Origin of the sequence: Faecalibacterium gallinarum (genome assembly GCF_022180365.1) — a bacterium.
GTDB lineage: Bacteria > Bacillota > Clostridia > Oscillospirales > Ruminococcaceae > Faecalibacterium > Faecalibacterium gallinarum.
Genome location: NZ_BQKV01000098.1, coordinates 1 through 22,336, shown reverse-complemented (window position 1 = coordinate 22,336; position 22,336 = coordinate 1). Strand labels below are relative to the sequence as shown.

The following is a 22,336-nucleotide window of genomic DNA, read 5'->3' as shown; positions in this document are numbered from 1 at the left end:
GTGACATTATACTACCACGTTTAACGTAACACTGTCAACTGTATTTTTCTACAAAAATCAGTTTAACGTTTTAGCCAATTGTTTTCTGCTCTTGGTCTGCAATGGGCCCGCAGCTCTCCCGCGGGATATAACGCGCTTCCAACAGACGGCTGGCAGGGCTGGACAGCCGGTCTGACATCCAGTCCATCAACAGCCGCAGGCACTCCCGTGCCATCTCTTCCATGGGCAGGTAGACCACGCTCAGGCTGGGCACCGACAGCTCGTCCAGCTCGGGAGCGCCGTTGCCGATGGCCACCACCCGAGGCAGCTGGGGCAGCCCCAGCTCCCGCAGAGCCCGCAGTGCACCATGCGCAATGAGAGAGGAACCACAGAACAGCGCATCCGGGTATTCCCCCGATTCTGCCGACCAGAGCGCCCGGGCTCCTTCATATCCGCCCCGGGCGCTGCTGTCACAATAGGGTGCCACCCGGGCTTCCAGGCCGTGGCGGGCCCCCTCCAGCAAAAAGCTCTGGACGCGGACCTCCATCCCGGCAAAGACTGGGGCGCCGGTAAGTACCACTCCGCGGCGGCAGCCCTGGTCACTCAGGGCCCGGGCTGCCAGAGCCCCCATCAGGGCATCGTCCACGTTCACGCTGCAATAACCCGGGCAGGTGCGGTTGTACAACACCACCGGAATGGCCAGCTGGGTTCGGCGCAGAAACTCCAGATCTGCATCCGAAGCATTGCAGATAATGGCCGCGTGGCAGTCGCTGGCACTGGTCAGGGCATGCACCTCATCCAGGTGATCGTTGGTATAAGGATAGATCACCAGCCGGATCTTGCGGTCCAACTGGGCCAGCTCAGCCCGCAGACCATCCCAGAAGCGCACCATCATGCTGGCCCGGAAATCCTCCGCCCAGAGCATCGCAACCCGAATCTCGTCCGCCCCAAAGCCGGCCCTTAGACTGCGGGCCGCAATGTTAGGCTGGTAGCCCAGCCGGTTGGCTGTCTCAAAGATCTTTTTCTGGGTGGCGGCGCTGATCTTACGCTCCTCTGCTTTTCCTCCCAGCACAATACTGACCGTGGTTGCCGAGATGCCCACCTCTGCGGCGATCTGCTTGATGGTGACCATACTGTACCGTCTCTTTCCCGCCGGCCTGCGTCATAGCTCGTTTCCGGCGTTTTTTGGCCGATCTGCCCCTGAGGGCAGACCGGCAAGTTTTTCTTTTATTATACCGAATTTAGCCGCTGGGCGCAACCGCACAAGCCCGCTTCAGCCGCTGGATTATGGCATTTTGACAGAAAAAGTTTAACGTTTTAGCCATTTTTGCCCTTCTCCCTCTTGACAAACCAGAAAAGAGCGTGTATTTTTAGTTTAACGACGCAGTCTAACGTTAAACTAACGTTGGATTTTCCGCCACATCATCCAGGGAGGCATGGACTGTAATGAAAAAAGTAGCAATCGGCGGCGGCCAGGGCTTCTGGGGCGACAGCCCGGATGCGGCCATCCACATGATCCGAAACGCAGACATCCAGTACATGGGCTGCGACTACCTCGCAGAGCTGACGCTCTCCATCATGGCAAAGCAGCAGCTCAAGGACCCCTCTAAGGGTTTTGCACCGGATTTTGTCACCCGCATCCTCAAGGAGGCGGGCAAAGAGGCCTGGCAGAAGAAGATCCGCATCTGCACCAACGCAGGCGGCATGAACATCACCGGCTGTGTGGACGCCATCAAGAACTGGGCCGAAGGCGCAGGGATGAGCGGCTACAAGATCGGTTACGTCACCGGCGACAGCATCAAGGAGAAGATTCCCCAGCTGCTGAAAGAGGGCTGGACCTTCCCCAACTTCGACTATGACGGCGACTTCAACAGCATTGTGGACAAGATCTACAACTGCAACGCCTACATCGGCCACGAGGGCATCGAGGGGTGCCTTGCCGAGGGGGCCGATGTGGTTATTACCGGCCGTGCCGCGGACAGTGCCCTCTTCCTGGCGCCCCTCAAATATGAGTTCGGCTGGGCGGCCGACGACTGGGACAATCTGGCCCGGGGCATTATGGCGGGCCACCTGCTGGAGTGCGGCGGCCAGGGCGCCGGCGGCAATTACATGTACGACTGGCGGAACGTGCCCCGGATGGACGAGTTGGGCTTCCCCATCGCAGAGCTAACCGAGGACACCATGGACATCACCAAAGCGCCGGACTGCGGCGGCATCATCTGTGAACAGAGCGTCAAGGAACAGTTCCTCTACGAGGTCCACGACCCCGCCAACTACTGGACTCCCGACGTGGACGTAGACGTGAGCCACGCCACTCTGACCCAGATCGGTGAAAACCGGGTGCGGGTGGGAGGCATCAAGGGCAAGCCCCGTCCCGATACTCTCAAACTCTGCGTGGGCTACCACAAGGGCTGGAAAACCGTCTCCATGCTGAGCTTTGCCTGGCCCGACGCCTACGAAAAAGCCCAGTATTGCGCGGAGGTCATCATGAAAAAGATGCAGCGCCGGGGCATGAAGGCCGACGACATCCACATCAGCTACATTGGCCTGAACAGCCTGCACCTGGGCGTGGCGGACATGAGCGAAGAGGCGCTGAAGAACCTGAACGAGTGCGTGCTGCGGATCGCCGTTTTCAGCGAGGACAAAAACGAGTGCGCCAAGATCATCCCCGAGATCAGCCCCCTGCAGCTGAACGGCCCTCCGGGCGCCTCCTTCTTCGGCGGCCGCGCCCATGTGCAGGAGGTCATGGCCCTGTGGCCCACCACCGTGCCCCGGGACGCCCTGAAGATCGAGAGCCATATTCTGGAGGTGAAATAAGATGCCTGAGATCTATCTGAACGACATCGCCCACGGCCGCAGCGGCGACAAGGGCGACACCAGCAATGTCTGCGTCTACGCACGCAAGCCGGAATACTACAAGATCATCCAGCGGGAGGTCACCCCCGAAAAGCTGAAAGCCTATTTCGGCGACATGGTCAAGGGCGAGATCACCCGCTATGAAGTGCCCAGCCTGGGGGGCTTCAATTTTGTGATGAAGCACGCCCTGGGCGGCGGCGCCACCATGAGCCTGCGGCTGGATAGCCTGGGCAAGAGCATGGGCAGCGCCGTCATGCGGATGAAGATTCATGTGGAGGATGGTGAAGTCTAATGAGTGACCACATGGCGCTGGAAAACCTGACGGTCCTGGACCTGACCCGGGTTCTGGCAGGGCCCTTCTGTACCATGATGCTGGCGGATATGGGGGCAAACGTCATCAAAATCGAGGTCCCCACCGGCGGCGACGACACCCGCACCTACCCGCCCTTCCGGGAGAAAAATTTGAACGGCCAGCGGGAGAGCCTCTATTTCGCCAACATCAACCGCAACAAAAAGGGCGTCACTCTGAACCTGAAAGCCCCCGAGGGCAAGGCCATCTTTAAAGAGCTGGTCAAAAAGGCGGACATCGTAGTGGAAAACTACCGCCCTGGCGTCATGGATAAGCTGGGGCTGGGCTACGACGTACTGAAAGAGATCAACCCCCGGCTGATCTACGCGGCGGTGTCGGGTTTCGGCTGCTACGGCCCCTACCATCTGCGCCCGGGCTATGACATCCTGGCCCAGGCCATGGGCGGAATGATGGCCATCACCGGCCCCCGGGGCGGCGAGCCCACCCGGGCCGGCAGCGCCCTGGGGGATATGCTGGGGGGACTACATGTCACCATCGGCATCCTGGCGGCCGTCAATGCCCGCACCATCACCGGCAAGGGCCAGCGGGTGGACGTCAGTCTGATGGACAGCATGATTGCCGCCACCGAAAACACCGCCCTGAAATATTTGGAGAGCGGCCAGATCCCGCCCCGGATGGGCAACCGCTACGCAGCGGTTTCACCCTACGATGCTTTCAAGGTCAAGGATGGGGTCATCATCATTGCAGCCGGCAACCAAAAGCTGTATGAAAAGCTCTGCACCGAGGTACTCCACCGACCCGACATGATCACCGACCCCCGTTTTGTGGATATGACCGGCCGACTGGAAAACCAGGATGCCATCCAGGAAGTTATTGAGGACACCCTGAAAGATTACACCATGGAGGAGGCCACCCAGCTGGTGCTCTCCAAGGGCATCCCGGCGGGACCCATCCTGAACATCAAGCAGATTCTGGAGGACCCCCACGTCAAGGAGCGGGAGATGTTCGTGGAGATGGATCACCCCACCCTGGGGCGGATCACCGTCAACGGCTGCGCCATCAAACTGATGGACACCAAACCCAGCGTCCGCACTCCGGCCCCCCAGCTGGGCCAGGACAACAAAGCCATTTACGAAGGAATGCTCGGCATGAGCGAGGAAGAATTCGCCGCTCTGCATGAGAAAGCTGTCTTCTAATCCCCTGTTCCCCGGCTTCGAGGCAGACTTGTTCTCCCCAGCAGGTCTGCCCCGATTCCCAAGGGCCGGTGCGTCTTTATTGAGCGTACCGGCTTTTGGGAATTGGATGATTCCCCGGAGGAGGTGCCCTTTTGCAAACCCTTTCATCTCTGGCTATCCAGGTGCTGACACTGGCCCGCAGCCGGCTGATGGCCGACCTGCGGTTTCTCTCCGGGTCACTGGAACAGCTGATCCCCGCCCCGGCAGAGGAGCTGCCCGCCCCCCTGGCCACCGACGGCGGCACCCTGTATTATTGTCCGGTCCGACTGCTGGAGCTCTTCAAACAGCAGCAGGACCTGCCTGCCCGGGCCCTGCTCCATCTGACCCTCCACTGTCTGTTGGGCCACCCTTTCCAGAAACAGGAGCTGGACCGCCCCCTCTGGAACCTGGCCTGCGACATCGCGGTGGAAGAGATCATCCGTCAGCTGGCCCCGCCCTCTTTCACCCCGGAGGTCTCTCCCGCCCGGCAGGACTGGCGGCTCCGTCTGGCGGAGCACTGTCCCCACATGACCTCCCAGGAAATCTATCACTATCTGACAGAACACCGCCCCGGCCAGGAGGAATGCGCGGCTCTGACCACCCTCTTCGCCCGAGACAGCCACGCCCTCTGGTATACGCGCTCCGCCTCCGAGGAGCCGGGCCCCCGCTTTCCCGGCGCCCCAACCCCCGGCGAAGAATCGGAAGACCCCCTGCGGGAGACCGAAACCATCCGCCCCCAGAACGACCAGACTGCGGAAAATCTTCTGCTCCGGCGGCGGCAAACTCTGCGCCAGCAGTGGAAGCAGCTGGCCCGGAAGGCGGAAGCCGATCTGAAACTTTTCAGCCGACGGTATGGGCGGCGGGCCGGCGCCCTGATGGACGGGCTGGCTCCCATCACCTTTGAGGAGTGCGATTACAGCGAGTTTCTCCGCCGGTTCGGGGAACAAAACGAGGTGATGCAGCTTTCCGACGACGCCTTCGATTTAATTTATTACACCTACGGCCTGAAAAAATACGGCAACGTCCCCCTGATCGAGCCCCTGGAATACCGGGACGACAAACGGATCCGGGAGTTTGTCATCGCCATCGACACCTCGGGCAGCGTCCAGGGCGAGATCGTCCAGAGCTTTTTGCAGCGTACCTGCGACGTGCTGCGCCAGAGCGGCAGTTTTACCAGCCGAGTGGAAATATATCTGGTCCAGTGCGACGCTGAAATCCAGAGCGTCCAGCGGCTGACGGATCTGGACCAGCTGCATGAGCTAATCCCCCAACTGAAGCTGCGGGGCTTTGGGGGGACCGATTTCCGCCCAGTGTTTGAATATGTGGATCAGCTGCTGGAAACCCGCCGCCTGACCCGGCTGAACGGGCTGCTCTATTTCACCGACGGGGCGGGGGCCTATCCCGAAAAAGTCCCCGCTTACAAGACCGCTTTTATCTTCAACCGAGATGACTGCCTCAGCCCGGAGGTGCCGCCCTGGGCCATCCGGGCGGTGCTGACCACCGACAACATCCGTCTGCTCAAGGAGGAACCCTGATCATGGACATTGCAGCTGCCAAGCAGCAGATCAAAAACACCGTACAGATCTATCTGCAAAAGGACCCCCTGGGCCGCTACCGGATGCCCCTGGTCCACCAGCGGCCCATCTTTCTGCTGGGGGCCCCGGGCCTGGGCAAGACGGCCATCATGCAGCAGATCGCGGATGAGATGGGTCTGGGGCTGGTGAGTTATTCCATGACCCACCACACCCGCCAGAGCGCCCTAGGCCTGCCCATCATTGTGGAAAAAGAATACGGCGGCCGACACTACTCAGTCAGCGAGTACACCATGAGCGAGATCATCGCCAGCGTATACGACTGCATGCGCCGGACCGGCCGCACCGAGGGGATTCTCTTTCTGGACGAGATCAACTGCGTCTCCGAGACACTGGCCCCGGCCATGCTGCTGTTTTTACAGTACAAGGTCTTTGGGGGCCATCCGATCCCGGAAGGCTGGGTGATCGTCACCGCAGGCAACCCGCCCCGCTTCAATAAGAGCGTTCGGGAGTTCGACGCCGCCACCCGCGACCGGCTTAAGGTATTGGAAGTGGAGCCCAGCTACCCGGCCTGGAAACCCTATGCCATCGAGCACGGGGTCAGCCGGTGTGTGCTGAGCTACCTGGACATTCGGCAGGAAGATTTCTACAAGGCGGAGACCACGGTGGATGGACTAAATGTGGTTAGCCCCCGGGCCTGGGAAGATCTCTCTGAGATGCTCCAGGCCCACGAAGAACTGGGCCTGCCCGTCAACGAGGATCTGACCGCCCAGTACCTTCAAAGCAAATCCATCGCCCGGGACTTTGCCATCTACTACGAGCTGTATCAAAAATACCGCCAGACCTACCAGATCGAGGCGCTGCTGGCCGGGACCTGGACCGAGGAAACCTTAGCCCAGGCCAGAGCAGCACAGCTGGATGAGCGTCTGACCCTGGTGAGCCTGCTGCTGGAGGCCGTCTTTGACGGGATGCACCACTGCACCCTCCGCCACGACGCCCTGGCCCTGGCCGCCGCCGACCTGAAAGCCCGGCGAGCTGCCCTGGAAGCCCCCGGCGAACCCCTGACTGCTCTGGCAGGTCTGGAAGACCACTGGCGGTCTGCCGCCAAAGAGGCCCCCGCCCGGCAGCAGGCCGCCTGGATGGAGCTCTTGAGCTTGTCCGCCGGGTGGCGCACCGCCCTCGCAGGAGAAACACCCTATGCGGCCCTGCGGGAAGTTTACCGCAAGGCGGTGGCCGCTCTCCAGCAGGAGGTAGAACAGACCCAATCTAAACTAGGACATCTGCTGGATTTTCTCAAGTCGGCCTTTGGGCCGGGCACCGAGCTGAGCCTGGCTGTCAACGATCTGACGGTTTCGCCGGAAGCGGCGGCTTTTCTGGGTCAGTTCCTCAGCCGGGATTATTTCGACGCCAGCCGGGAACTGATGCTGCACCAGCAGGAGCAACAGCTCCTGCACGAAATCGATCTGACGGGGCTGGTATAACGCCATGAAAACAGAAGAGACGACTGTTCTGCGCTTTTGCATCACCAACGAGGGCACCCTGGGGGAGGAGTACCGCCTTGCCCCGACTTCCTCCCCTGCTCCGACGGCTGCCCAGCCGGGGGCAGCGCTGACCGATCTGCTTGCCTATGCCGAAGAAGAGGACGAGGACTGGGGCGGGGATGCCCCGGACGTCAGCGTCGATTTTGCCCGGCTGAACGGCTCTGAACCGGAGCCGGTGCCCGAAGCTCTACCCCCCACCGCAGATTTTGCGCCGGACGGCCAGGGCGGGATGGTGCTGCTGCGGTGGCCCCGGCTGGCCCGGCCCGCCCGCCTGCCCCGATTCGTGGCCGGTCAGCCTCTGACCGCCATCGCCGCCACCGCCTTTGCCCCTCTGCATATCCCGGAAGGAAAATTCGGGGAGATGTACTCTTCCCCGGTGAGTTTCAGCGTGTTCTGTATGCGGATGGGTCGGCACACCACCACCGAACCCCGGGACGAAGGTGGGCCGGAAGAGATCACCCTGCCGGACAGCGTTACCCTGATCGGCCCCTATGCCTTCTGGCGGTGTACTCGCCTGAAACGTATTTCCCTGCCCCCGGATATTTCGGAGTTGCCAGCAGGGTGCTTTGGAGAATGCACTGCCCTGGAAGAAATTCGCCTGCCCGACCAGCTGCGGACCATCGGATGGACCCCCGCCCTCACCGACCAGGTCATGCCGGACGTGGGCGTTTTTGCGGGGTGCCACGCCCTGCGGGAGCTAACCCTGCCGGCTGGCGTCCAGGCGCTTGGGGCCCACACCTTCAACAGCGCCGGACTGGTGCGGCTGCGGGTTATCGATGGCCCGGATCTTGAGTGGAGCCGCACGGTCAATGCAGCTGCCACTGCCTTCGACCATACCGCTGCACTGCTCTGGCTGGAAAAACTGGACCCTGGCGGGCGGGTGCTGTACGCCCTGGGCCTGCCCCCCGCCCGAGACAAGATTCTTTCCAGTGACGCCCGGTTTGGCCAGCTGCTTCGAATTCCTTCTGCCTTTTTTCAAAACGGGCCGGAGTTTTTCGACCAAATGGCTCAAAACGCTTTCCGTTTGGATTTTTCGGCCCGGATGGCGCTGGCCCGTCTGGCCTGCCCCAGCGGCCTTGACGAGGGGGCACGGCAGTGGTACTTGGCCCTTCTGGTGCAGTATTTCGGCCGAGCGCCCCAGTTCATGCCGGACACCCCGGGGGAGGAAGCCTATTCCCGATTATTCGACTTTTTGGCGGAGCAGCCCGGGTTGACCGCCGCTCACCTGAGCGAGCTGGTGCGCACCGCCGGGCGGCTGGGCCTGTCGGCCCCTCTGATTACCCGGATGCTGGAGGTGCGCACCCAGCGATTTTCCACCGCCACTGGTTTTGAGGATTTGGAGCTTGACTAAAGCTTTGTTCAAACACCATTCCGCTGTTTGGAGGTAATTTTATGCAGCACTATGTAGTCATCGACCTGGGCGGCACCCTGGTCAAATACGCACTGGCAGACGAGACAGGTAATCTCACCCAGCAGGGCAAAACCCCCTCCACCTGCTCCAACGCCGAAGAATTGCTGGATCTTCTGGAGCGGGTTGCCCGGCAGTTCACCGTCCCCTACCAAGGGGTGGCCATCTCCATGCCGGGCCGGATCGAAACCCGAACCGGCGTCGCCCACACCGGCGGCACCTTCTCCTTCCTTCATCACACCCCCATCGCTCCCTTGCTCCAACAGCGTTTGGGCGTGCCGGTGACCATCGCCAACGACGGCAAATGTGCCGCCAATGCCGAGCTCTGGCAGGGCAGTATGAGAGATGTAGAAAACGGCGTGGTTATTGTGCTGGGCACCGGGACCGGGGGCGGCCTAATCCTGAACCACCAGGTCTACATGGGCCATACTCTGGGTGCCGGGGAGTTCTCTTTCCTGGCGGTGGATTACCAGCTGCTGCCCAAGGGGATTGCCGACAGCCGCGAGGATCTGACTCCGGTCTGGGCCCATTATATGTCCGCCAAGGGTCTGCTGCGGATCTACCGGGTCCACAAGCACCTGGCCCCGGATACCCCGCTGGACGGGTTCGGCTTCTTCCGGTCCTACGACGCCGGGGAACCGGAGGCCAAGGCGGCTTTGGAGGAGTTCGGCCGGTACGCGGCGGCGGGCATCTACACCATCCAGTCGGTGCTGGACTCTCAGAGAATCGCCATCGGGGGCGGCATCAGCGCCCGGCCCGAGATCGTCCAGGAAATTGCCCGGGCGGTGGATCGCCAGTATGCGGCCATCTCCTTCACCGCTTTCGGCAAGCCGGAAATTGTGCGCTGCCAGTTCGGCAACGACGCCAACCTGATCGGCGCGCTGGCCTTCCACCTGGCAGCAGCTGCACCCCAGCACTAAAACGAAAAAGGAGGCTGCGGCTTATGGCTCTTGTCCACCTGAATTTTCCCAGCAAGGCCCTCGGAGGCAACACCGATGTAAATATCCTGCTGCCGGATTTACCCCGGGGCCAGTCTCCCGCTGAATTTTACGCCAGCGGCAAAAAATACCCGGTGCTCTGGCTGCTCCACGGCACCTACGGCGATTACACCGACTGGCTGCGGAAGAGCAACGTGGAGCTTTATGCCTGCGAAAAGGAATTGATTGTGGTCATGCCTTCCGCCCTGAACACCGACTATGCCAACTGGCCCGGTTTCGGGCTGGGTTACCAGGCGGCCGACTATCTGACCGAGGAACTGATGCCCCTGGTGTACGGCTGGCTGCCCGCCAGCCCAAAGCGGGAGGATAACTTCATCGCGGGTTTATCCATGGGCGGGCGGGGGGCCATCCAGTATGCCTACCGCCACCCTGAAAAGTTTGCGGCGGTGTATAGTATGTCCTGCGTGCCCCAGGACATCCGCACCCAGCTGGAGGACCCCTTCTGGGCCAGCCGGAACCAGAACCGCCTAACCAATGCCGGTGGGCTGGAAGGGTACCTGGCCTCCCCCCAAAACACCTGGGATCTGACCGCCCAAATGGCCGGGCGGGAGGATCTGCCCCGGCTCTATTTCTCCTGCGGCACCTGTGACCCACTGATGTACAAAAATTTCTGTAAATTCCGCAGCTACGCCCAGAGCCTGGGGCTGCGGGCAGAGTTTTTCGAGACAGAGGGTTATTCCCATGAATGGCGCTACTGGGAGCTCTGCATCCAGGACGCCATCCAACGATTCCTTCCCGGGAAGAAAACCGGCGGGAACGCATTTTAATAGGCAGGTCAACAAGATTCCCGCTTGACCCGGCCCCCAGGGCAAGATAGACTAAAACCGAACGCCGGGCTGTCCCCACTGCGCCCGGAGCAAGACAGGAAAATCGGAGGCTGTTTGTATGAGTTTTCCCCAAGGATTCTTTTGGGGCGGCGCACTGGCCGCCAACCAGGCTGAGGGCGCCTGGAACATGGACGGCAAAGGCCCCAGTGTAGCGGACGTTGCCACCTATAAGCCCAATCTGGACGTAAAGAATTATCAGGCCCATGTAGCCATCAGTGACGAGGCCATCCAGGCCGCCATGACAGACCCCGACGACCAGATGTACCCCAAGCGCCGGGGCATCGACTTCTACCACCGGTACAAGGAGGATCTGGCCCTCTTCGCTGAGATGGGATTCACCATGCTGCGGGTCTCCATCGCCTGGAGCCGGATCTTCCCGACCGGCGAGGAGCTGGAACCCAACGAAAAAGGGCTGCAATTTTACAGCGAGCTTTTTGCCGAGATGCATCGCCTTGGCATCGAGCCGCTGGTGACCCTGAGCCACTACGAGATGCCCCTGGCTCTGGCCGTCAAGTACAATGGCTGGTTGGACCGCCGGGTAATCGAGTGCTTCACCCGGTTCTGTCACATCTGCTTTGAGCGGTACAAAAATGACGTCAAATACTGGCTGACCTTTAACGAGGTGGACAGCATCATCCGCCATCCCTTTACTACGGCGGGTATTATCCCAAGCCGGATACCAGAAGATCAGATGCTGCAAACCTGCTACCAGGCGCTGCATCATCAGCTGGTGGCCAGCGCCCTGGTGGTCAAGGACTGCCACGAGATCATCCCCGGCAGCAAGGTTGGCTGCATGCTGACCAAGCTCACCACCTACGCCCGCACCTGTGCCCCGGACGACGAGCTGGCAGCCCAGGCCAAAAACCTGGAGAACCTCTTCTACGCCGACGTCCATGTCTGGGGCGAATACCCCCGCCTGATTCAGAAGATGTTCCAGCGCAAAGGGATCACCCTGAAAATGCAGCCCGAGGACGCCGCCATTCTTAAAGCCGGCTGTGTGGATTTTGTCTCCTTCAGCTATTACATGACCATGACCGAATCGGTGGATCCCAACGCCGAGCGCACCCCCGGCAACACCGTTCTGGGGGTCAAAAACCCCTATCTGCCCTCCAGCGACTGGGGCTGGCAGATCGACCCCAAGGGCCTGCGTTACAGTCTGATCGAACTGTACGACCGCTATCGTCTGCCCCTGATGGTAGTAGAAAACGGCATCGGCGCCAAAGATACCGTAGAGCCGGACGGCTCCATCCACGACCCTTACCGGATCGAATATTTCCGGCAGCACATCCAGGAGATGGGCCGGGCCATCGATGAGGGGGTGGAGATGTGGGGCTACACCAGCTGGGCCCCCATCGATCTGATCTCGGCCTCCACCAACCAGATGAGCAAGCGCTACGGCTTCATCTATGTAGACCAGGACGACCTGGGTCGTGGCACCCTGGCCCGGAGCCGGAAAGATAGTTTCTACTGGTACAAAAAGGTGATCGCCTCCAATGGTGCAAATCTGGACCCCGATTTTTGAGGCAATTTTGTTCCAAAAAACTTTAAAAAGCACCCTGGTGCAGAAAACCCCCGGAGAGGATAATCTCTCCGGGGGTTTTTGTGTTTATTCTATTTTAGGGAGGGTAATCCAACTATTTTTTAAACCTGCCACTTCCAGTTGAGGATCTCGGGCAGATCCTGACCTACTTCGTGGATGTAGTTCTTGTGCTCCACCAATTTGTCGTTCATCTGCTGGATCAGATAAGCGCCCCGGTTGCCCAGCTGGGGCAGATGCTGAACTGCATCCTTGACCAGGTGGAACCGGTCGATCTCGTTCTGGACCCGCATATCAAAGGGGGTGGTGATGGTGCCCTCCTCCTGATAGCCGTGGACCGACAGATTCCGGTTGAACCGCTCGAAGGTCAGCTCACGCACCAGAGCCGGATAGCCGTGGAAGGCGAAGATGATGGGCTTATCCCGGGTGAACAGGGCGTCGTAATCTGCATCGGTCAGGCCATGGGGGTGTTTGGCGCTGGTCTGAAGTTTCATCAGATCCACCACGTTCACCACCCGAATCTTCAGCTCGGGCAGAGCCTGCCGCAGGATGGTCACCGCCGCCAGCGTCTCCAGAGTGGGGGTGTCGCCGCAGCAGGCCATCACCACATCCGGCTCCTGGCCCGCGTCGTTGGAAGCCCACTCCCAGATGCCTACGCCCTGGGTGCAGTGCTTGACTGCCTGCTCCATGGTCAGCCACTGGGGCCGGGGGTGTTTGGAGGTCACCAGCACGTTGACATAGTCCCGGCTGCGGATGCAGTGGTCAAAGCAGCTCAGCAGACAGTTGGTATCCGGCGGCAGATAGAGCCGGACCACGTCGGCTTTTTTGTTGGCGATGTGATCCAAAAAGCCGGGATCCTGGTGGGTATAGCCATTGTGATCCTGCTGCCAGACGTTGGAGGAGAGGATCAGGTTCAGCGAAGCGATGCTCTGACGCCAGGGCAGCTGGTTACAAACTTTGAGCCACTTGGCGTGCTGGGCCACCATGGAATCCACCACCCGGATGAAGCTCTCATAGCTGGCAAAGAAGCCGTGGCGGCCGGTCAGCAGATAGCCCTCCAGCCAGCCCTCGCACAGATGTTCGGACAGCATGGAGTCCATAATCCGGCCGTCGCTGGACAGGAATTCATCCCCTTCCACAATGGTGGAGTTCCAATCCCGCTGGGTTGCCTCGAAGCACTTGTACAGGCGGTTGGACATGGTCTCGTCCGGGCCGAACACACGGAAGTTTTTGGCGTCGGCGTTCAGCCGGAGCACATCCCGGATGTAGCCGCCCAGTTCGATCATATCCTGCTTTTCCACGGCGCCGGGAGCAGGGATCTCCACTGCATACTGTTTGAAATCCGGGGTACGCAGATCCCGCAGCAGCTGGCCGCCGTTGGCGTGGGGGTTGGCCGCGATCCGCCGGTCGCCGGTGGGCGCCAGAGCCTGGAGCTCGGGGATCAGGGTGCCATTTTCGTCAAACAGCTCCTCCGGGTGGTAGCTCTTGAGCCAGGCCTCGATCTGGCGCAGGTGTTCCTCCTGGTTCGGGGTGCCCACCGTGATATCAATGGGCACCTGGTGAGCCCGGAAGGTCCCCTCGATGGGTTTGCCGTCCACTACCTTGGGGCCGGTCCAGCCCTTGGGGGTGCGCAGCACGATCATCGGCCACTGGATGTGGCCCATCTTCTCCCCGGCCCGGGCCCGGCGCTGGATCTCGTGGATCTCCCGGATCACGGTGTCCAGGGTGTCGGCCATCTTCTGGTGCATGGTCATGGGGTCATCGCCCTCGACGAAATAGGGCCTCCAGGAGCAGCCCAGGAAGAAATGCTCGATCTCCTCGTGGGTCATCCGGCCAAAGACGGTGGGGTTGCTGATTTTGTAGCCGTTCAGGTGGAGAATGGGCAGGACCGCGCCGTCTCCCACCGGGTTCAGGAACTTATTAGACTGCCAGCTGGTGGCCAGGGGGCCGGTCTCGGCCTCGCCGTCGCCCACGGTAACCGCGGCGATCAGGTCCGGGTTGTCAAACACTGCGCCAAAGGCGTGGGCAATGGAATAGCCCAGCTCGCCGCCCTCGTTGATGGAGCCCGGGGTCTCAGGGGCCACATGGCTGGAGATTCCGCCGGGGAAGGAGAACTGTTTGAACAGTTTCTTCATGCCCTCCTCGTCCCGGCTGATGTTGGGGTACACCTCGCTGTAAGTGCCGTCCAGATAGGCATTCGCCACAAAAAAGTTTCCGCCGTGGCCCGGGCCGGAAATCAGGATCAGATCCTGGTCGAACTCTTTAATGATCCGGTTCAGGTGAACATAGACAAAGTTCTGACCGGGCACCGTGCCCCAGTGGCCCACGATCTTTTTCTTCACGTCGTCCCGGGTCAGGGGACGGCGGAGCAGCGGGTTATCCAACAGATACAGCTGGCCCGCCGCCAGATAGTTCGCCGCCCGCCAATAGGCGTCGATCTGCTTGCACTCCATTTGGTTCATGGTTCTCTCTCCTTTTCTCATTCTCTCGCACATGTTCTCTCACACATGCGCACATGTTCTCTCACACATGGGTCAGGGCCTGCCGGACTGCTCTCTGCCAGCCGGCGTACCGCTCGTCCCGCTCGGTCTTTTCCATCCGGGGGGTGTAGCTGTGGCGGTGCATCTGGCTGTGGACCACCGCCGGGTCATAAAACCCGCAGGAAAAACCTGCCGCGCAGGCCGCCCCAAAACCGGACAGCTCCTGGATCTCGGGTACGCTGACCTCTACCTGGGCCATATCGCTCTGGAACTGCATCAGGTAGCTGTTGGCGGTGGGGCCGCCGTCCGCCCGCAGCTCTGCCGGAGCCAGTCCGGCATCCTCCGCCATCCGCAGAATCAGGTCGGTGATCTGGTACCCGATGCAGTCCACACAGGCTTTTACAATCTCGGTCCGGCCGGTGGTCCGGGTCACGCCGGTCAAAAGACCGGTGGCCTCGCTGTCCCAATAGGGTGCCCCCAGCCCGGTAAAGGCCGGGACAAAATAGGTTCGGTCCGCCGGGTTCGCCAGCCGGGCCAGACCCTCGCTCTCGCTGTCCGAAGCCAGCAGGGCGGCATCCTTTTTCAGCCAGGTGATAACCGCGCCGGTATAATTCAGGTTGCCCTCCAGCACATATTCCACCTGGCCCCCCAGCCCCCAGGCCAGGCTGGTCACCAGGCCACAGCGGCTTTTGACTAGCCTCTGCCCGGTCTGCATCATCACTGAGGAACCGGTGCCGTAGGTGGCTTTGGTCTGGCCGGGGGCCCGGCAGTTCTGCCCCAGCAGGGCGGCGTGGCTGTCCCCCAGCACCCCGCAGAGGGGCACCGGCGTTTCCAGCAGCCCGCCCAGGGTGGTATGACCAAAGAGGCTGTCGCTCATGCAGACCTCTGCCAGGCAGGCCCGGGGCACCCCATACAGGGCGCAGAGTTCCTCGTCCCATTTCAGGGTGTGGATGTTGAACAGCTGGGTCCGGCTGGCGTTGGAATAATCGGTCTTAAAGGCTTTTTCCTCGGTGAGCTGGTACACCAGAAAACTGTCGATGGTGCCCAGGCAGAGCTTGCCCTCCGCCGCAAGATCCGCCGCCCCGGGGACATTCCGCAAAATCCAGGCCATCTTGGGGGCGGAAAAATAGGGCGAAAGAGGGATGCCGGTTTTCTCCTGCACCATGGGGCCCTGCTCTGCCAGCCCCTCGCAGATTTCCTTGGCGCGGGCGCACTGCCAGACGATGGCCGGACAAACCGGCGCGCCGGTCTCCCGGTTCCAGGCCGCCACCGTCTCCCGCTGGTTGCTCAATCCCACCGCCGCGATCTGCTGGGGGCGGACCTCCGCTTTCTGCAAGAGGTCCCGGGCCACCGCCAGGGTGTTGGCCCGAATCTCCTCCAGGTCGTGGCTGACCCAGCCTTTTTCGTTGATGTACTGCCGGTGAGGGCGGTCGGCCCGGGCGGCCAGCTGCCCCGCTGCGTCAAACAGCATGGCTTTGGTGCCCTGGGTGGACTGGTCAATGGATAAAATATACCGTTCCATACTCGTTTTGATACTTTTAGCAATTTGCCAGCAGTTGGGCGGCGGACTTGGCGATCCCGGCGGCGTCCAGGCCGTAGTAGGCAAAGACTTCCTTCGAGGTGCCGGTAATCACCGGGGCATCCGGCAGGGAAAGATTTTTCACCTTCCGGGGGCATTCTTCTCCCACCACCTGGGCCACCATGCTGCCCAGTCCCCCAAAGGGTGCGTGCTCTTCCACCGTCAGGACCACTTTTGCCCCACGAGCCGCCTTGAGGACAGCCTCCCGGTCCAGGGGCTTGACGCAGTACATATCCAGCACCCCGGCCGAAATGCCCTGGGCGTTCAGCAGGGCGGCGGCGGCCAGGGCCGGGCGGACCATCTCGCCGCAGGCGATGATGGCCACGTCGCTCCCCTCGGCCAGGACGGTGGCTTTGTCCATCTCAAAGGGGCAGGCATCCTCGGTGTAGACATCCTCCACCGGGTTGCGGCCCACCCGCAGATAGGCGGGTTTGGTATCCCGGAGCAGCGCCTCCACCAGCTTGGCGGTCTGGAAGCGGTCGCTGGGCAGGTAGACCCGCATATTGGGGATGGCGCTCATGGCCGCGATGTCCTGGGCCGAGTGGTGGCTCATGCCCAGGGCGCCGTAGCTGACGCCGCCGGAAATACCGATGAGGGTCACATTGGTGTTGGAATAGGCGCAGTCGATCTTGGCCTGCTCATAGCTGCGGGTGGTGAGGAAGCAGGCCGGGGATGCGGCAAAGGCTTTCTTACCGCAGCTGGCCAGGCCCGCCGCTACGCTGACCAGGTCCTGCTCGGCGATGCCCATCTCCACGAACTGTTCCGGGTAGGTGTCGGCAAATTTGGTCAGGCTGGCGCTGCCCCGGCTGTCGCTGCACAGCACCACAATGTCCTTGTCGGTAGCAGCCGCTTTCAGCAGGGTGTCGCAGATGGCCTGCCGGTTGGGAATCTTGTTAGCCATTGAGAAGGGCCTCCTTTCGCGCGGCAAAATCCGCGATGATCTGCCGGTATTCTTCCTGGTTGGGCAGATGATGGTGCCAGCTGGCCTTGTTTTCCATCAGGGGGCTGCCGTAGCCCTTGGTGGTGTTGGCCAGGATGACGGTGGGCTGGGCGGGATGGTGTTTGGCAGCGGTGAAAGCGGCGTCCAGCGCCTCGATGCTGTCGCCGTCCACGCTGATGACGTTCCAGCCAAAGGCCGCCCAGCGCTGCTCCTGGCTGTCCTGTTTCATGACCTCCTCGGTGCTGCCGGAGATCTGGAGCCGGTTGCGGTCCACCACGGCACAGAGGTTATCCAGCTGATAGTTGGAGGCGGCCATGGCAGCCTCCCAGACGCTGCCCTCGGCCAGCTCACCGTCCCCCATCACCGTATACACCCGGTAACTGCGGCCGTCCCGCTTGGCGGCCAGAGCCATCCCCACGCAGACCGGCAGGCCGTGACCCAGAGAGCCCGAGTTCATCTCGATGCCGGGGAGCTTGTTGTTGGGGTGGCCGATGTAGGGGGAGCCGAATTTGGAGAACCGCTCCTTGATGTCCACCAGGTCCAAAAAGCCGCAGTCCGCCAGCACAGCGTAGAGGGCCTCCACCGCGTGGCCCTTGCTCAGGACGAAGCGGTCCCGGTTCGGGTCGGCGGTCGTATAGAGGGTGATGTTCAGGTGGTTTTTATAGAGCACCAGCAGGGTGTTCAATACGCTCATATCCCCGCCGATGTGGCCGCCCCCGCCGGCCATGATGATCTCCACGATGTCACGGCGCAGATCCCAGCTTTTCAATTCCAGTTCATGCAGTTCCATTGTTATTCCCCCCGCAGATAGGCCTTGACCTGTTCCTCGATGGGGTCGTACAGGTCCGGCTTGATTCCCATGTATTTGCAGGCCTCGTACAGCACCGGCACCACGTCTTTATGGATGCCGACGCAGTGGTGGATGTAGGGGCCCTCCACGATCTTGGCTTCCAGCCGCTTGATGTTTTCCACCTCCACCCAGAGGTAGGTGCCCATTCCCTTGGGGCCATCCACTCCCTTGGCGTTGCCCAGCAGCAGGCTGTATTCACCGTTGTCGCCGTCGAACCGGGCCAGGGTCAGCCCGCCGTGCTTGGCCTCGGCGGTCAGGGCACCAGGGAAGTCGAAGGCCAGCGGATAGGTGATGCAGGGCTTGCAGCCCGCCACCGACAGGGGCCAGGGGCCGCAGTGCTGGAGCAGCTCGCCGTTGGGGATATCCGGGTGTCGAATGGTCCAGTCGGCAAAGAAGCTGCGGGTGTCGTCGTTGGCGGCCGCCTCCACCAGCAGCGCGGTGATGGCGCCGTGGATGTCGGTCTCGCAGACCACCGGAATTCCCTTATCGTTCAGCAGGGCATTGGCCGCACAGGGCATGATCCCCAGCTCACTCTGGAGAGCGTTCCAGCACTGGATGGCGGCGGCGTTGCAGTGGTACTTCCGGATCAGGCGCTCCATTGCCACCGCCAGCCCGGCGATGTTTTCCAGCTGGGCATCGGTGACCTTGACCTCCATCTTTTCCCGGCAGTAGGCCATGGTGGCCTGAACCTCGGCCCCCTCCGCAATGGCCTTTTTTACCTCGGCGGTCAGCTCCGGCAGAGGCACCGGGGCCAGCTGGACGTTGAACCGCTCCAGCAGTTCGCCCTCGTTGCACATGGTGGACCAGAAATCATAGGGCCGGGGACCGATCTGCAAAATCCGGATGTTCTTGAAGGTTTTCACCACGTTGCAGACCGCCAGGAAATCCCGCAGGCCCCGCTCAAAGGCTGGGTCTTCCAGGCGGCAGTTGGTCAGGTAGGTGAAGGGCACCTGGAAGCGCCGCAGCACCTTGCCGGTGGCGAACAGGCCGCACTGGGTATCCCGCAGGCGGACCCCGTTGGGCTCGGGGCGCTCGTCCAGGGGGCCCCACAGCAGCACCGGCACCCTCAGGTCTTTGGCCAGGCGGGCGCACTCGTACTCGGTGCCAAAGTTGCAGTGGGGCAAAAACAGTCCGTCGATTTTGGCGGCCTTGAATTTTTCGACGATCTTCAGCCGGTCGTTCTCGTCGTAGAGCAGGCCCTCGGCGTTGATGTCGTCAATGTCCACAAAATCAATTCCCAGCTCCCGCAGCCGGGCGGCGGTCAGGCCGCGGTACTTGATGGCGTCCGGCGCCGAAAAAATACTGCGGCGGGTAGGGGCAAAGCCCAGTTTGATCTGTGCCATAGGGTTGTGATCCTCCTTTTCCTGTGTTGGCTGACCTGGATTTTTTCTGCATCCAGTGTAGCACCATCCCCAAAAAGAGAGGGCGTGCTCCTCATGTATCCCGGATTTTCTGCAGATTGCAGAGTCCTTGTGCCGGGACTTTTGACAGAATTCACAAAGTACGGGGCCCACATCTCTTTTTTCACTAAATTATTTAGTAAAATTTTTACACTACGCAAATTGACAGCGCTTTTGGGACGGATACAATAAAAGACAGAAAAGGAAAGGAGCGGTTGAGATGCGTGTTACCGCAAAACAGCTGGCGGAAAAAGCCGGTGTTTCCCAGGCGACGGTATCGCTGGTTCTCCACGGAAAACCCGGCGTCAGTGAAAAAGTCCGCCGCCAGGTGCTGGCACTGGCAGAAGAAATGGGTCTGGAGCCGCACACCAGCACACCGGCCTCCAACGGGAAAAACCTCCAGCTGGTGATTTATAAACGGCACGGAAAAGTCATGGCGGATCTGCCCTTTTTCGAGCAGCTGACCCAGGGCGTAGCGGGCGCTGCGGCGGAGCTGGGGTATCATTTATCCATCAGTTATTTCTACGGCAACCAGCCCATCCGGGAGCAGATTCAAAGCCTTGCCAGCCAGAACTGCGCTGGGGTGATCCTGCTGGCCACCGAAATGCACACCGAGGATGTAACCCCTTTTTCGGAGCTGAATCTGCCACTGGTGATTCTGGACAACTCCTTCCCCGCCCTGAATTACGACGCTATTTCCATCGACAATATGCTGGGGGCCTGGCGGGCGGTACATTATCTAATCGAGTGCGGGCACACCCGAATCGGTTATCTGCACAGCAGCGTGGAAATCCGGAATTTCCGGGAGCGGTACAGCGGGTACCTGTCGGCCTGCCGCTCCTTGCCGGAAGATGCCGCTGTGGACTCGGCCAGGCGGATCATTCCGGTGAGCCCTTCCAGTGAGGGGGCCGCCGCCGATATGGCCAAGTATCTGGACAGCGAGCAGCTTCTACCCACCGCGTTTTTCGCCGACAACGACCGGATTGCCGCCGGATGCTGCGCCACTCTGTTAAAATATGGCTACCGCATCCCGGAGAATATCTCCATCATCGGGTTCGATGATTCTTCCATCAGCGAAGTGCTCAACCCTCCCCTGACCACCATGCGGGTGCAAAAGCAGCGGATGGGCGCTCTGGCCGTGGAGCGGCTGCACACACTGATCTGCACTGCACCGCCGGAAAGGGTCCATATCTCCATTGCGCCGGAGGTTTTGGTCCGGCAGAGCGTCCTGATTCGGGCGCCGCGAACACCAAATAAAAAGCGCCGGATTTAAATTTCATAAAGAATTTACTAAATTCAGCAGGCATTCTGCTTTCTCCTTGCTGTTTGCACCAACCAGCAGCCGCATCCAATCGGCATTTTTGCCAAAAGTTTTGTGCACAAGTTCATAATTCGTTCATTTTCGTCAAAGTCCGATATAATGGGAGCAAGAAAAGGCCCGTTGGATTCCGAAACGGCCCGAACAAATTCACCGAAACTGTGTGAAAGGATGGAACTTATGGCAAAAGATTACACTTCTCTGGCAAGAGACATTGTCGAGAATGTGGGCGGCAAGGAAAATATCGCCACCCTGACCCATTGTGTCACCCGACTGCGCTTCACCCTGAAAGACCCCGCCAAGCTGAACAAATCGGTACTGGAACAGCTCAAAGGGGTGATTCAGGTCCTGGATGTGGGCGGCCAGATCCAGGTTGTCATCGGGACCAAAGTTGTCCAGGTATATGACGCCGTTCTGGAGGTGACCGGCCTGGTAGGCGGCGGCGAAGTGGCCGCCCAGGAAACCGGCAAGAGCAATTTTGTCGGCAAGTTTATCAGCCTGATCTCGGGTTTGTTCACACCCCTGATGGCCGGCTTCACCGGTGCCGGTATGCTGAAGGTTGTGTTGATCCTGCTGACCAACTTCAACCTGCTGGACACCGCCAGCGGCACCTACCAGATCCTCTATGCCGGCGCGGACGCGATCTTCTACTTCCTGCCGCTGGCTCTGGGTTTCAGCGCCGCCAAGAAGTTTGGGTGCAACCCTTATGTCGCCCTGGCTGTTACGGGCGCTTTGATCTACCCCGACATGGTGGCCGTCTATAACGCAGGCACCGAGCTGAAATTCCTGGGTATCCCGGTGGTTTTGATGAGCTACGCCTCTTCGGTCATCCCTGCCATTGCAGCCATCTGGTTTACTTCTCTGGTTGAGAAGGGCCTGAGAAAAGTAATCCCCGACGTTGTGCAGAACATTTTCCTGGGTATGCTGGAGATTATGATCTGCGTCCCCGCAGCCTACCTTGTGATCGGCCCCATTACCAGCTATGCGGGCACCCTGATGGCTTCCGGCTACACCTTTATCATGAACATTAACCCTGTCATTGCCGGCGCTCTGGTTGCCTTCTTCTGGCCCTGCTTCGTCATCTTCGGCCTGCACTGGGGCTTTATTCCCATCGTTCTGAACAACATCGCAACCACCGGTTTCGACACGCTGTTTGTCATTACCGGCCCCAACAACATGGCCCAGGCCGGCGCAGCTCTCGGCGTCTTCCTCAAAACCAAGGACTCTGAGCTCAAAGGCGAGGCTGGCTCCTGTGCTTTGACCGCTATTCTGGCCGGCGTAACAGAGCCCGCCATCTACGGCATCAACTTGAAGTACAAAAAGCCCTTCTACATTGCGATGGTCTTTACCGGCATCGCCGGCGGCATCGTAGCTGCTGCGGGCACCCGTGTCCCCGCCCTGGTGGGCACCAGTCTTCTCACCCTGCCCGCGTATGCCGGGGTCGGTTTTGTCGGTTTCCTGATTGCCTGTGCCATTGCTTACTTCGGCACCGCTATCTGCACTTATCTGTTTGGTTTCAACGATTCCATGATCATCCGCAAGTAACCTTCCCAGAAGCGGGGGGGCG

Annotated in this window: 17 protein-coding genes; 11 read left to right on the top strand and 6 right to left on the bottom strand. The window is 60.6% G+C overall.

Going from position 1 to position 22,336, the window contains the following annotated elements; genetic code table 11:
• Positions 1–70 precede the first annotated feature (70 nt).
• Positions 71–1,111, bottom strand: a complete 1,041-nt coding sequence (locus JCM17207_RS10670) for a LacI family DNA-binding transcriptional regulator (RefSeq protein ID WP_238317606.1) — start codon at positions 1,109–1,111, stop codon at positions 71–73.
• Positions 1,112–1,425: 314 nt separating this feature from the next.
• On the opposite strand from JCM17207_RS10670, the gene JCM17207_RS10665 reads away from it, so the two are divergent.
• The 9 genes from JCM17207_RS10665 (at position 1,426) to JCM17207_RS10625 (ending at position 12,187) form a co-directional block, all read left to right on the top strand.
• Positions 1,426–2,796, top strand: a complete 1,371-nt coding sequence (locus tag JCM17207_RS10665; RefSeq protein WP_238317605.1) for an acyclic terpene utilization AtuA family protein — start codon at positions 1,426–1,428, stop codon at positions 2,794–2,796.
• Position 2,797: 1 nt separating this feature from the next.
• Positions 2,798–3,127, top strand: a complete 330-nt coding sequence (locus JCM17207_RS10660; RefSeq protein ID WP_238317604.1) for an AtuA-related protein — start codon at positions 2,798–2,800, stop codon at positions 3,125–3,127.
• Complete coding sequence (locus tag JCM17207_RS10655; RefSeq protein ID WP_238317603.1) at positions 3,127–4,341, top strand: CaiB/BaiF CoA transferase family protein; 1,215 nt, start codon at positions 3,127–3,129, stop codon at positions 4,339–4,341. Before JCM17207_RS10660 ends, JCM17207_RS10655 begins: the two co-directional genes overlap by 1 nt.
• A 131-nt stretch (positions 4,342–4,472) precedes the next feature.
• Complete coding sequence (locus JCM17207_RS10650; RefSeq protein WP_238317602.1) at positions 4,473–5,894, top strand: vWA domain-containing protein; 1,422 nt, start codon at positions 4,473–4,475, stop codon at positions 5,892–5,894.
• Positions 5,895–5,896: 2 nt separating this feature from the next.
• Entirely contained in the window at positions 5,897–7,372 is a 1,476-nt protein-coding gene (locus JCM17207_RS10645; RefSeq protein WP_238317601.1) for an AAA family ATPase, read from the top strand.
• A gap of 4 nt (positions 7,373–7,376) precedes the next feature.
• The gene (locus JCM17207_RS10640) at positions 7,377–8,783 is read left to right on the top strand and encodes a leucine-rich repeat domain-containing protein (protein WP_238317600.1); all 1,407 of its coding nucleotides are present in this window, start codon (positions 7,377–7,379) and stop codon (positions 8,781–8,783) included.
• A gap of 41 nt (positions 8,784–8,824) precedes the next feature.
• Positions 8,825–9,760, top strand: coding sequence for an ROK family protein (locus JCM17207_RS10635; RefSeq protein ID WP_238317599.1), 936 nt, complete (start codon positions 8,825–8,827; stop codon positions 9,758–9,760).
• A gap of 23 nt (positions 9,761–9,783) precedes the next feature.
• Positions 9,784–10,605 carry an alpha/beta hydrolase gene (locus JCM17207_RS10630; protein WP_238317598.1) on the top strand — a complete coding sequence of 274 codons (822 nt, stop codon included), beginning with the start codon at positions 9,784–9,786 and terminating at the stop codon, positions 10,603–10,605.
• Positions 10,606–10,723: 118 nt separating this feature from the next.
• The gene (locus tag JCM17207_RS10625) at positions 10,724–12,187 is read left to right on the top strand and encodes a glycoside hydrolase family 1 protein (RefSeq protein WP_238317597.1); all 1,464 of its coding nucleotides are present in this window, start codon (positions 10,724–10,726) and stop codon (positions 12,185–12,187) included.
• A 119-nt stretch (positions 12,188–12,306) separates the two neighbouring features.
• Here the strand turns inward: JCM17207_RS10625 and JCM17207_RS10620 are convergent, their stop codons facing one another.
• The 5 genes from JCM17207_RS10620 to JCM17207_RS10600 are packed head-to-tail and all read right to left on the bottom strand — an operon-like array spanning position 12,307 to position 19,394.
• Positions 12,307–14,697, bottom strand: coding sequence for a phosphoketolase family protein (locus JCM17207_RS10620; RefSeq protein ID WP_238317596.1), 2,391 nt, complete (start codon positions 14,695–14,697; stop codon positions 12,307–12,309).
• A gap of 28 nt (positions 14,698–14,725) precedes the next feature.
• Entirely contained in the window at positions 14,726–16,204 is a 1,479-nt protein-coding gene (locus JCM17207_RS10615; RefSeq protein ID WP_238317595.1) for an FGGY-family carbohydrate kinase, read from the bottom strand.
• A gap of 16 nt (positions 16,205–16,220) precedes the next feature.
• Positions 16,221–17,162: a transketolase family protein gene (locus JCM17207_RS10610; RefSeq protein WP_238317594.1), complete on the bottom strand. Its 942-nt coding sequence runs from the start codon at positions 17,160–17,162 to the stop codon at positions 16,221–16,223.
• On the bottom strand, positions 17,155–17,991 hold the full coding sequence (locus tag JCM17207_RS10605) for a transketolase (protein ID WP_373871959.1): 837 nt from the start codon (positions 17,989–17,991) through the stop codon (positions 17,155–17,157). Before JCM17207_RS10605 ends, JCM17207_RS10610 begins: the two co-directional genes overlap by 8 nt.
• A 2-nt stretch (positions 17,992–17,993) precedes the next feature.
• Positions 17,994–19,394: an L-fucose/L-arabinose isomerase family protein gene (locus JCM17207_RS10600; RefSeq protein WP_238317593.1), complete on the bottom strand. Its 1,401-nt coding sequence runs from the start codon at positions 19,392–19,394 to the stop codon at positions 17,994–17,996.
• Positions 19,395–19,671: 277 nt separating this feature from the next.
• On the opposite strand from JCM17207_RS10600, the gene JCM17207_RS10595 reads away from it, so the two are divergent.
• Both JCM17207_RS10595 and JCM17207_RS10590 read left to right on the top strand, forming a co-directional pair.
• Complete coding sequence (locus JCM17207_RS10595; RefSeq protein WP_238317592.1) at positions 19,672–20,724, top strand: LacI family DNA-binding transcriptional regulator; 1,053 nt, start codon at positions 19,672–19,674, stop codon at positions 20,722–20,724.
• Between the two features lie 225 nt (positions 20,725–20,949).
• Positions 20,950–22,314, top strand: a complete 1,365-nt coding sequence (locus JCM17207_RS10590; RefSeq protein WP_238317591.1) for a PTS transporter subunit EIIC — start codon at positions 20,950–20,952, stop codon at positions 22,312–22,314.
• Positions 22,315–22,336 lie beyond the last annotated feature (22 nt).